The organism is Pantoea sp. MT58 (assembly GCF_014495885.1).
Classification (GTDB): Bacteria; Pseudomonadota; Gammaproteobacteria; order Enterobacterales; family Enterobacteriaceae; genus Pantoea; species Pantoea eucalypti.
The window spans coordinates 96461-107760 of the sequence record NZ_CP061085.1 but is presented as its reverse complement, the minus strand read 5'-3'; the positions used below and the strand labels follow the sequence as shown (position 1 = coordinate 107760).

Below are 11300 nucleotides of genomic sequence, written 5' to 3'. Positions count from 1 at the left end.
CCGTTACCGTGTCAGGTCAGCCTGCTGGCCGGTATTCCTGTTTCAGCAGGCCAAATAGCCAGTCATCCTGCCACTTGCCGTCGAGAAAGAAATTCTGCCGTATTGTCCCTTCCTGAACAAAGCCCGCAGAAAGCAAAGTCCGGCATGAGGCCTCATTGCCTGCGGTCACCGTGGCGGTCAGCTTGCGATAGTCCAGTTGCTCAAAGCAAAAGGCGATAGTGGCATGCAGTGACTCGCTGCCATAGCCTTTGCCCTGCGCGTTGGCCGCAAGAATAAATCCAAACTCGGCAATGCCTTCTCCGCGATCGATGAACCCGCAGAAGCCAGCCATTGAACCGGTTGTTTTTTCCTCAATTACCAGACACAGCCAGTGATTACAGCCCGGATACCAGGCGGGCAGGCGGACATCAAAAGAGAGACTTCTGATCGCGTCTGCGCTGCGCGGATCGCTAATGTACTTCATTACCGTTCGATCCTGACTGACCGCCAGATAGAATGGCCAGTCTTCCTCGCGCAGCGGGCGATAGGTCAGGCGTGGCGACGTGATTTGCGGTGGCATTTCTGACGTGAATTCACCAGACATGATACAACTCCCTGCATGTCGAATCTGCAATCAATGGTGCAAAATAGCACAGCATCGCTGACCGATGGCATTCACTTTTTGCTGCTCTTCACGCGTTCTCGTCATTCTGAATTTAGTTCATTCTCTGCACAATCCTGAGTGTTGACCGCCTGTCTTCGCTGGGCGCATTTGCCGATATCGCTGCGATGAACGTTCATCTGCCCACTTCGTTGCTACGCTTTTAGCCAGATGGCTGAAAGCCGACACTGATGAGAATAATATCCAATGGATCTGAAAACGTTTGAAGCAACCGCCTGGGCGGAACTGGTGGCTGGCGCAGCCGATCCACAGAGCGGGTTTCGTTATCTGACGCTCTGTACCGTAGATAGTGCGCAGCAACCACAGGCGCGCATCGTGGTGCTGCGCCAGTGTGATGACAGCCACCGGATGCTGACATTTCATACCGATGTCCGCAGCCCGAAGTGGCAGGAGATGGCGGCTAACCCGCAGGTTAGCGTGCTGGGATATTGTCATCAGCGGCGCCTGCAGTTGCGGATGGTGGGTCGGGTTGAGTGCTATGCGGCAGGGAGTGATGTTGCCCGGTCAGCGTGGCGTGAGTTACCGCAGCATACGCAGCAGACTTACACCGGTGGACCACCGGGTGAAGTACGGGTAGCCGCTGATGAGAGACGCGAAGCGACAGCCGTGGAGTCGGGAGCGTCTCGCTTTGGCGTGGTGATCGTGCGGGTCAGCGTACTGGACGCTTATCAGCTTCAGCGAAATGATAATCAGCGTGCCCTGTTTCATTACTCTCCTCATGGAAGCTTGCAGGAAAGTGAATGGCTCAACCCGTGATGTGAGGTAGCTGATTTACGTCATACCCGGTTAATCCCTGATCCTATCTCTTTATTCTCCCCGGGAAGCAGCAAAACAGATTTGACTGTTTCCCGCTGCGATTAGTGATTTGATCTGCCGCATCGCTTAGCGTCTTTTAGCGACACTTTTACTTAAATTGCCTGCATTTTTCTGTATTTTTCTATCTTTTGTAGTTCTTTGTGCCAGGCTTTAATCAGCCGGAAAGCAGTCACTTATGCTCAAGGTCAGGAAAAGTACAAATGATCGCTCTGTATTACAGGCAGGTTAACCATGAACAATCAACCTCCTGAAGAACCAGGGTCAGAGGGTAACGACCAGGTAATAAGACTGGCGGAAGAAGTCATTGAGATTTCCAGACAGCGGGTCACTGATGGCCATGTCAGAGTTACCCGACAGGTCACCGAGCATCAGCAAAAAATTGCGCTGATGCTCCGGCATCAGACAGCGGAGATTGACCGCATTACTAAGTCGGAGCGGCTGACGGCGATGCCGGAGATCCGTGAAGAGAATGGTGTGCTGATCATTCCAATCGTCGAAGAGGAAATCGAGATTGTTCGTCATCTGGTGCTGAAAGAGGAGTGGCATATCCGCAAGGTTGTCAGCATGGAAGAGACAGAAGAGATCGTCACCCTGCGTAAACAGCACGCTTATCTGACCCGAACATCCCACTCAGAGCCGTCCAAATCCATCATCGAGGAACACAACATGGCACGTGAAACAATCGTCACAATGTTCAGCAGTCTCTCACTGGCTGAGGGTGCAAAGCGTAACCTTATTAAGGCCGGTTTCCTGGATGATGACATTGACATCATTTCCGGCGATCGCTTGCGTACTGAAGGACACGAAGCCCGTCACCCTGGTTTCTGGCAGCGCCTGTTTGGCAATACGCTGGAAGAAGATCAGGCCGAAGTCTATGAAGACGCGATGCGTACTGGCGGTGTAGTGCTGTCGCTTCGGGCGGATGAAGATGAGCTACCGCGAGCGTTAGGTATCCTTGATGCGCATGAAGAACTGACAGAACGTCGTGCTGCGTTACCTGACGACGACGTAACAAATGATGGCCTGACTGCACCCGCTAGCGGAACGTTTCAGGATAGCGCAGCAGTCGAACTACTTCATACTGAACCGGCTCATCGTGTCGCGGGTCGTACTCCATTAACCGGTGATGAAAGTAACGAAGACGTGCTGCGGCTGGCAGAAGAACGTCTGGAAGTAGGCAAACGTCTGGTCAGTGAAGGCTCAACCCGCGTTCGTCGCTACACTGTCACGGAACCCGTATCAGAAAATATTTCGCTGCGTGAGCAACATGCCGAAATCTTCCGTCGTCCGGTCAGCGGAACAGGCTCACCGGGCAATGTCGATTGGTCTGAAAAAACGGTTGAAGTGGAAGAGTCGCATGAGCAGCCTGTCATTAATAAGACTGCGGAAATTATTGAAGAAGTGGTGCTGCGTAAAGAGGCCAGCGATCGTGTCGAAACCATTAATGATTCTGTACGCCGTCAGGAAGTAGATATTGACCATGCCAGCAGAGATCCGTTAAGTGCAGACCCGGTGACCGGCAATCACACTGCGACCGATCCGCTGGTTGAGAGCACGGGTCAGGCTCGCGCTGACCATGGCTACAAGACCCGTCTGGTAACACCAGGAAGTGGGCCAGCTCATAAAGACAGCTTTACAGAAAAAACTTGGGATAAAATCGCGGAAGCGAAAGAGAAGGTTGAAGACAAATTCAAAAAACCGTAATGCCATGATGGTGGATGCAACATTTTGAGTAAATACGATTACAGCGGTTTATCGGGTCGGGCATTGCCAGCCCGGTTTGCCGCAGCTGAAGCGTAAAAGATAGGTGATGTCATGGTTTTAAGAATTCCTCTTTAAAAGACGCACCCTCTCAAGACACGAATACAGTGATTCATATTGCAGTTTGATCTTGTTATTAACTGCCATCCCCTAAGCCTGGATTAAAGGTTTTTTTCTACATGATAATCACGACACAATTTTTTCTTTTAAAGGTTGTGGATATGAAAAATAGATTAGTGCTGTATTGTTATTCACATAAGTAGCATACGAGCCAGCAAGTTAAAATCTTGTGAAGTTTACGAAGTCAGGGCGTGACTAAAAACAAATCAGTCATATATACAAGCGTATGCATTTGAGACTATTTTTATTTCCAGCTTATACATAAGCTGAATTATTTTTAAATACTATCTTCATTCGTTAAGGAGCAATCAAAAGGAAGTTTTTTATGTCCAGGCATGTTGCGGAAAGTCATCTTAATATCATCCATAATATGGAGCCTTACATTAAACCGGCAAGATTCGATCGACTTTCACGGGGGAAGCAGTTCTTCGATTTTTTCACTGGTCAGGAGAGAAAGGTATACCTGATTAAGGAAGGGGATTTTATTATCCGTTCAAAAAATGGAAATAAAATCATCAATATCATTACGGGGCCGTTTGTCATCGGCGCCATGCCGGCACTGGAAGCACCGCCGATATTCATTGAGAAAGTCGACTACGGAAAAATCTACAGCATTGAATATAACCAGTTCTGGAGCCTCGTAAACCATAAAGGGCTGTTTCCGGACGTTATGAAAATCATGTCAGGCTATCACACCGATCTGCTGAACTGCCTTCAGTCACATTATGCCAATTCGGAAGTGCAGGTCACTAATGCAATCAGCCGGTGGAGTGCGTTTCCGTGTCATATAAAAAAGCGATTTTCAGTGCTTTACTTTCTGACCAATAGCACTTTTTTATCCAAAAGCACGGCATCACGGGTATTGAAGAAGCTCCGGGAAACGGGCGCGGTTCAACTGGACAAAGGCAAACTGATTGATTAGTAAAGCGCACTTTCGTTTCGCAAAAGGCTGACCAGTGCGCTGAGCATCACCTTTTATCCTCGTCAGTCACTAAGACATTCCCTGCGTCACTTGCCCGGTGCCTTTACCTGAATGAGAAAGGGCACCGGGCAGGGTCACTGAACATCCAGCCTGACTGGCTGTAATAAGAAGCCATTACCGCTTTAGTTATCTCTCAGGCCGGCCTGAGCATCAGCAAAGATTCAGCCTTCCGGCATTGCGGAGGAGTGATGCGACGAGATTTTCCACGCTTTCCCATCCCAGACATAGGTAAAGGTGTAGCGCGCTTTTACTGAAGACTTATCTGCAAAGGTAAAGGTATAGACCCCGCTGTCGGTTGCCTTGTTGCAACCGGTGCGAATGGTCCGGCTCTCAATTTTACCGACAGGTTTTTTCTCCAGAAAATGCTCAAAATAATCCACACGCTCCGCATCACTCTTTCTTACTTTGTTTGAGAGGGTGGGCAGAAGAACCGCATCGCTCAGATAGTTTTCAGCTACTTTGTGGGCATCGCCGGTCTGCAGAGAGTTGTTCCAGCGGTCAAATAATCCTGCAATCTCTTGTTGATCCGTTTTTACACAATCCTGCGTAGTCTGTGCAAAAGCATTGACTGAGAAAGCAGTCAGTAAAAGCAACATACTTTTTTTCATAATCTATCCTTTTATGAAGTGTGTTAAGAAACAGGCACTGAAATATCACTTTTATATACTTCACAGCCGGTAAGTCGTTTTAGCTATTAACCATTACTGAAAATTACGGCTCCGTTTTGGCAATCAGATACACATAATTACCATAGTGTGCGCCGATTATTTTATAGTTAACCCCTTTTGCTTCCGCTTTTTTCGCGAGGGATTTTTCCGCTTCATGAATGCTCAGTCCGGTGGCTGAGCATTCATGAAGCCATCGCACCGGCTGATACGTTAAATAAAACTAAAAACGTTGATAATAAAAGAATGTTTTTACGCATAGTGAACACCTCACATTTTGAGTTTAGATAAGCTCAGAGATATAGTCTCTGTTTAATGAAAATTAAAAAATCTGATAATGACGCTATCTATTACCTGGTATATAATTAAAATTTCATTCTGATTTTGATAAGTGCGTTTTTATTCAATTTCTGGCTATTTTGCTGCTGAGGCTCATAGGTGTAAGCGATAATTTTAATCAGCATGAACTGGTGCTCAAATTTTTTGCAGAATTTAAGTTTGGTCATTGGCAATAAGCGTTACTGAAGTAGCCAGTAATATAGTAAGCGCCACCGCTGTCGGTGAATTTTTCAGCGATAATTAAGCGCTGTTATGTAATTTAATATTCCTGTATCATCAAGGAATGCACCTTCAACATCGGTCATCAGGCGCTCAGATCTGTAAAAGTAACCATTTTCATTTCCATTATCATTTGATCGGATGCGCTGATTAACTTTCCCATACATCCAGATAAGATCGATTTCATCAGGATATTCATCGCAGACATTTTCAGAAATGATAAGGTCTGTCCGCATTCAATGAATCCTTAATGCTGAATAATACTGACGAGATAAACTTTTCTTAATTTAATATTGATATCCGTCTTGCCCGATGTGAAACATCTTTATATTTCGGGGAGTGATAGTCAACGGAGGTCGGCTAACGCGATTGATAGGTAAAGTGATTTTAAATCAAATCATCCATAGTTATCACCAATGGAAAATCAGATGATTACCTTTTAACTAATTGAATATATTAATCTCTTTAATTTTTGGCATTTGATTGAATGATTATTTTGGTTTGCGGGAAATAATGAGTTCTGAATAGGTAAAATAAACCAGTGGTGCTCAGCTAAAGTCTGCCGTTAAATTATCGAGGGAAATGCTAACAAGATGTATGGGGTTCATATTTAAATAACGATTGTTTTTTAAATCACGGTTCCATTAAAGACCTGCATCAGCACCTGATCAGCAAAATTATGTTTACTTCTCTTTACTTCTATTTACCAAAGTCATGCACTATTTCGCCTCTGGTTCAGACTATTAGGTTCAGGTAGTAAATGGTCGGGATGTACTGATTCAGGAGTGCGGAGCAGAATTTATCAGGAGTCATTCAACGACCTGTTGCGTTGTGAAGATAGAAATCCGTGACTACCCTTGCTGTTGCTTCAATTCTCAAACGGGCCGGATAGCCTGAAGACCCGATGAGCATCTGAAATGTTTCAATCATTAATGGCAGGCGAATGTCAGGCTGCCATGCATTTTTAAACAGGGAAATCATGACAGACCAACGCAACGCTGAACGTAACCGCGCTGATGAGCATATCGACCCTTATGTTTCGGTACAGGGTGCAAGAACGCATAATCTTAAAGATGTCTCGTTTCGGTTTCCCCGCAACGCCATGGTGGTGTTTACCGGCGTGTCAGGTTCCGGTAAATCGTCACTTGCCTTTGATACGCTTTACGCAGAAGCCCAGCGCCGGTTTATTGAGTCGGTTTCGCCCCATGCCCGCAGACTGATCGATCAGGCCGCGGCACCGGATGTAGATAATATTGATGGACTTCCGCCTGCGGTGGCTCTGCAACAGAGCCGGGCGGGTGCTCAGGAGCGCTCAACGGTGGGCAGCCTCACCCGAATTTCCGTTACGCTGCGTCTGCTGTTTTCCCGGGCAGGTGCACGACCCGACGGTGTACCTTTTATGACCGCCGATTATTTCTCGCCTAACAATCCAGAAGGAGCCTGTCCGCATTGCCAGGGACTGGGAAGCGTACACACCGTCAAAACCGACTCAATGGTGCAGGATGACTCACTGAGTATCCGCCAGGGCGCCATCGCGTCATGGCCCCGAGGCTGGCATAACAAAAATCTGCGAAGCATCCTTGAGACACTCGGTTACGATGTCGATGCGCCCTGGCATACGCTTTCATCCCGTGACCAGCAGTGGATATTGCTGACGGACGAACAGCCTTCGGTGCCGATTTTTATCGGTCTGAATGCTGAACAACGTGAAGAAGCGTTGGCTGCGGGTGAAGAGCCCGCTTATACCGGGACCTACACCAGTGCCGCAAAAATCGTACTACAGAGTTATTCGGGTGGCAGTGAGACGACGAAGAAACGGCTTGCCCGTTATGTCACGGTCACGCCCTGTTCAGCGTGCCACGGTAAAAGACTGAATCGGGATGCCTTATCCGTCACCTTTGCGGGTTATGACATTGCCAGCCTGAGTGAGCTTTCTGTCTCGGCGCTCGCAGAACTGCTGAAGCCTTATGCTGATGGCACCTCATCCAACCTGCCTGTAGAGGCTGCCCTGCGGGAGGCGGTTATCCGGATGACGTCTGATATCAGTATGCGGCTTCAGCAACTGGACACGCTGGGGCTGGGCCATCTGGCACCGGGCCGCCGGACCACCCAGCTCTCATCCGGCGAGTTGCAGCGCGTGCGTCTGGCAACCCAGTTGATATCACGATTGTTTGGCGTGCTTTACGTACTGGATGAGCCTTCTGCCGGCCTGCATCCCGATGATGTTAAAGCGCTGCTCACTTCCCTGAAAAACCTGGTGCGCGCCGGTAATTCGCTGGTGGTTGTCGAACATAATATGGACCTCATCGCCGAGGCTGACTGGCTCATTGAGGTTGGCCCGGGTCCGGGAACGCATGGCGGTGAGATCGTTTATAACGGCGAACCCGCAGGACTTAAAAACATCGCTTCACCCACGTCTGACTATCTCTTCTCGCGGAGCTATACCGGACTGCGCCAGCGCCGGCCTGCAGAGAGCTGGCTCAGGTTTGAGCAGGTCCATTGCAACAATATTTCCGCAATGGATATCGCTATTCCGCTGGCAAGAATGACAGCTGTCACCGGGGTTTCTGGTTCCGGTAAATCAACACTGTTGAATCGCGTGCTCCCGGAAATGCTCGGACGTTTTGATAAAATCGCTGACAGCGACGAGGGCGAGGAAGAGGATCTGGTGGCAGACGTCAGAGGACAGGTGGTGAGCGGAAGTGACGCCATCGGCCGACTGGTGAGAATCGATCAGCGTCCTATTGGCAGAACGCCTCGATCAAATCTGGCCACTTACACCGGATTTTTCGACATTATCCGCAGGTTGTTTGCAGAAACCCCTGCAGCGAAAGCCAAAGGCTTCAGCGCCAGCCGTTTCTCATTCAATTTACCCGCCGGACGCTGTCCTGCATGTGAAGGGCAGGGGCAGATTTCAATTGAGCTGCTGTTTATGCCCAGCGCCACCGCAACCTGCTCAGTCTGTGCGGGAGGCCGTTATAATCCCGACACGCTGGAAGTGAAGTGGAACAACCTGACGATTGCGGATGTGCTTGCTCTGACCGTGGACGACGCCACTGCGCTCTTTCACGCGTATGACGGTATTCAGCGTTCGTTAAAAGCTTTGACGTCACTGGGACTGGGATATCTGACGCTGGGTCAACCCGCCACTGAGTTGTCTGGCGGCGAGTGCCAGCGCATCAAACTCGCCTGGGAACTGCAGCGTTTACAGCGTACGCCTACACTCTATCTGCTTGATGAACCCTCAACTGGTTTGCACCCGTCTGATATGGATAAGCTGCTGATTGTGCTCGATGAACTGGTAAAGCGCGGCCACACGGTGATTATGGCGGAACATACTATGCGCATTGTGGCTGAAGCGGACTGGGTGATTGATCTGGGGCCCGGCTCGGGGCTCAGGGGAGGAAAGATTGTTTCATCCGGCTTACCGGAAGAGGTGAGTCTCTCTGCAGAAAGTCTGACAGCTCCCTGGCTTTCGGCGCAGCTGAAAAAGAGGGCAGGCGATCCGGATTAATCGGGTGGCATAGCGATCTGTTGCGGGATGGGGGCCGTGTCTGGGTGCAGGAACCGTGTGATGCTTCCTGTACCGAATCACTCGGTTGATCGTCAATGTCAGGAAGGCGACTTCTGGTCAGTAGTGATAACGGCATGAGGCGATTAATAATGCCTCCTCAGTGACGGCGTAGACCAGTCGATGTTCCGCCGTAATCCTGCGGGACCAGAATCCCGCAAGATTATGCTTCAGGGGCTCGGGTTTTCCCTTGCCTTCAAAAGGCGTCCTGCTGGCATCTTTAAGGAGTTCGTTAATCTTTTTGACGGTTTTTTTATCAGTATCCTGCCAGTACAGATAATCTTCCCAGGCTTCTGCGGACCAGGTCAGTTTCACTCAATAATATCCCTGTCAGTCCCTTTACCGCTTTGCAGGCTTTCGATAGCATCCATCAATCTGCGAGCATTCTTAGGCGAACGCAGCAGATAGGCCGTCTCTTCCAGTGAGTTATATTCATCAAGCGACATCAGCACGCAGGATTCGCCGTTCTGGCGAGTGATTAACACCGGTGCCTTATCTTCAACTGTCTGAACCATCGTGGCAGAAAGATTCTGTCTGGCTTCGCTGTAACTGATTGCTCTCATAAAACCTCCGTAATGAACAATACAAGTCATTGTACAATGACTGTTGTAGTTCGGGAAGCGAATAACCGGGAACATTGCCGGCTATCCACCCGAAAGCAGAGGATTAACGGTGGAACAACGGGAAAGCACCGGTCAGCAGACCGCCAGCCATCAATACCAGACTCACCAGAATTCCCCACTTGATTGCAAAGCGCTGATGGTCACCGATGTCGACCTTCGCCAGACCCACCAGCAGGTAGACTGACGGTACCAGCGGGCTCAGCAGGTGGAATGGCTGGCCGACAATGGAAGCGCGAGCAATCTCTTCAGCGGTAATGCCATAGCTGGCCGCTGTCTGAGCAATAACGGGCAGAATGCCAAAGTAAAACGCATCATTCGACATAAAGAAGGTGAACGGCAGGCTGACAAGCGCGGTAAATACTGCCAGGTAAGGGCCAAAGCTGTGCGGGATGACCGCCAGCAAACTTTTCGCCATTGCATCAACCATACCGGTGCCGGAAAGGATACCGGTGAAAATACCGGCGGCAAAAATCAGCGCGGTTACCGCCAGAACGTTACCGGCATGGGAGCTGATGCGCGCTTTCTGCTCTTCCAGCGTGGGATAGTTGAGCATCACCGCTATCGCAAATGCCAGCATAAACAGGATCTGAATCGGCATTAACCCAACCACCAGCAGCACCAGTAGCACAGTGGTCAGGATGAAGTTAGGCCAGAACATTTTTGGCCGGCGATTGGCGGCGCACTCTTCGGCATCCCCCAGACCCAGTTCAATATTGTCGAGATGGTCATCTTTCATGGTCATCACGCCTAAACGCTTACGTTCACGAAGACCAAACAGCACTGCCATGGCCACAAGGCTAACGCAGGCCAGCAACATGGCCGGAAGCATCGGAATAAAGATGTCGAGGGCATCAATGCGCAGTGCCGCTGCGGCACGGGCTGTCGGGCCACCCCATGGCGAGAGGTTCATGATACCGCTGGCGAGGTTGACCAGACAGGTCATCATCAGCACATTCATACCCAGCCGGTGATAGAGCGGCAGGAACGCGGCGATAGCGATCATATACGTCGTGGAGCTGTCACCATCCAGTGAAACCAGCAGGGTCAGCACCGCCGTGCCGACCAGCACTTTCAGGGGATCGCCGCGCACCATCCGGAGAATAAAGCGCACCAGCGGATCAAACAGTCCGGCATCAATCATCAGACCAAAATAGAGAATGGAGAAAGTCAGCATGACGCCGGTAGGAGCCAGCTTCTTGACGCCGTCCAGCATCATGTCACCCAGGCCCGCGTAAAAACCGCCAATCAGCGCAAATATGGTTGGTATCAGAATCAGCGCAATCAAGGCTGACATGCGTTTGGTCATGATCAGATACATGAAGCAAACAACCATGGTAAAACCCAGTATTGTCAGCAAAATAACAGCCCTCGCAATGGCGTAAAAGTAATGAAAAGTGCTTATGACCGCAGGAAAATTCAGGTAATTACTTAGTCTGGTAACGATTAACCTGTTGTTTTAGTTAATCCTGCGCAGGATGGTGATATTAAATTGTTATCAGCATTTAGCATTTATTTAACAAAAAAAGGTGATGACGACCATTCT

General features: G+C 49.5%; 10 protein-coding genes. 4 read left to right on the top strand and 6 right to left on the bottom strand.

What is annotated here, in order from left to right; translation table 11 throughout:
- Positions 1–16 precede the first annotated feature (16 nt).
- Positions 17–583: a GNAT family N-acetyltransferase gene (locus IAI47_RS21805; RefSeq protein ID WP_003850617.1), complete on the bottom strand. Its 567-nt coding sequence runs from the start codon at positions 581–583 to the stop codon at positions 17–19.
- A 264-nt stretch (positions 584–847) separates the two neighbouring features.
- Between IAI47_RS21805 and IAI47_RS21800 the strand changes: the two genes are divergently transcribed.
- The 3 genes from IAI47_RS21800 to IAI47_RS21790 all read left to right on the top strand — a co-directional run bounded on the left by IAI47_RS21800 (position 848) and on the right by IAI47_RS21790 (position 4280).
- Entirely contained in the window at positions 848–1417 is a 570-nt protein-coding gene (locus tag IAI47_RS21800) for a pyridoxamine 5'-phosphate oxidase family protein (protein WP_003850614.1), read from the top strand.
- 291 nt (positions 1418–1708) lie between these two features.
- The gene (locus IAI47_RS21795) at positions 1709–3181 is read left to right on the top strand and encodes a DUF2382 domain-containing protein (RefSeq protein ID WP_008926798.1); all 1473 of its coding nucleotides are present in this window, start codon (positions 1709–1711) and stop codon (positions 3179–3181) included.
- A 502-nt stretch (positions 3182–3683) separates the two neighbouring features.
- Positions 3684–4280: a helix-turn-helix domain-containing protein gene (locus IAI47_RS21790; RefSeq protein ID WP_003850609.1), complete on the top strand. Its 597-nt coding sequence runs from the start codon at positions 3684–3686 to the stop codon at positions 4278–4280.
- 221 nt (positions 4281–4501) lie between these two features.
- On the opposite strand, the gene IAI47_RS21785 is transcribed toward IAI47_RS21790, so the two are convergent.
- Both IAI47_RS21785 and IAI47_RS21780 read right to left on the bottom strand, forming a co-directional pair.
- Positions 4502–4948: an SgcJ/EcaC family oxidoreductase gene (locus tag IAI47_RS21785; protein WP_003850608.1), complete on the bottom strand. Its 447-nt coding sequence runs from the start codon at positions 4946–4948 to the stop codon at positions 4502–4504.
- Positions 4949–5574: 626 nt separating this feature from the next.
- On the bottom strand, positions 5575–5799 hold the full coding sequence (locus tag IAI47_RS21780; protein WP_187961303.1) for a hypothetical protein: 225 nt from the start codon (positions 5797–5799) through the stop codon (positions 5575–5577).
- 743 nt (positions 5800–6542) lie between these two features.
- On the opposite strand from IAI47_RS21780, the gene IAI47_RS21775 reads away from it, so the two are divergent.
- A complete protein-coding gene (locus tag IAI47_RS21775; protein WP_008926801.1) occupies positions 6543–9077 on the top strand; it encodes an excinuclease ABC subunit UvrA in 2535 nt (844 codons plus the stop codon).
- Between the two features lie 117 nt (positions 9078–9194).
- Here IAI47_RS21775 and IAI47_RS21770 read toward each other — a convergent pair whose 3' ends face one another.
- From IAI47_RS21770 to IAI47_RS21760, 3 genes are all read right to left on the bottom strand, one after another.
- Positions 9195–9449: a Txe/YoeB family addiction module toxin gene (locus tag IAI47_RS21770; protein WP_003850603.1), complete on the bottom strand. Its 255-nt coding sequence runs from the start codon at positions 9447–9449 to the stop codon at positions 9195–9197.
- A complete protein-coding gene (gene yefM / locus IAI47_RS21765; RefSeq protein ID WP_003850602.1) occupies positions 9446–9697 on the bottom strand; it encodes a YoeB-YefM toxin-antitoxin system antitoxin YefM in 252 nt (83 codons plus the stop codon). Before yefM ends, IAI47_RS21770 begins: the two co-directional genes overlap by 4 nt.
- A gap of 103 nt (positions 9698–9800) precedes the next feature.
- Complete coding sequence (locus IAI47_RS21760; RefSeq protein ID WP_008926802.1) at positions 9801–11114, bottom strand: CitMHS family transporter; 1314 nt, start codon at positions 11112–11114, stop codon at positions 9801–9803.
- Between the last annotated feature and the right edge of the window lie 186 nt (positions 11115–11300).

What these genes read in the sequence shown, in the direction of transcription:
- IAI47_RS21805 (WP_003850617.1), bottom strand. Translation starts at nt 583, where the DNA reads ATGTCTGGTGAATTCACGTCAGAAATGCCACCGCAAATCACGTCGCCA.
- IAI47_RS21800 (WP_003850614.1), top strand. Translation starts at nt 848, where the DNA reads ATGGATCTGAAAACGTTTGAAGCAACCGCCTGGGCGGAACTGGTGGCT.
- IAI47_RS21795 (WP_008926798.1), top strand. Translation starts at nt 1,709, where the DNA reads ATGAACAATCAACCTCCTGAAGAACCAGGGTCAGAGGGTAACGACCAG.
- IAI47_RS21790 (WP_003850609.1), top strand. Translation starts at nt 3,684, where the DNA reads ATGTCCAGGCATGTTGCGGAAAGTCATCTTAATATCATCCATAATATG.
- IAI47_RS21785 (WP_003850608.1), bottom strand. Translation starts at nt 4,948, where the DNA reads ATGAAAAAAAGTATGTTGCTTTTACTGACTGCTTTCTCAGTCAATGCT.
- IAI47_RS21780 (WP_187961303.1), bottom strand. Translation starts at nt 5,799, where the DNA reads ATGCGGACAGACCTTATCATTTCTGAAAATGTCTGCGATGAATATCCT.
- IAI47_RS21775 (WP_008926801.1), top strand. Translation starts at nt 6,543, where the DNA reads ATGACAGACCAACGCAACGCTGAACGTAACCGCGCTGATGAGCATATC.
- yefM (WP_003850602.1), bottom strand. Translation starts at nt 9,697, where the DNA reads ATGAGAGCAATCAGTTACAGCGAAGCCAGACAGAATCTTTCTGCCACG.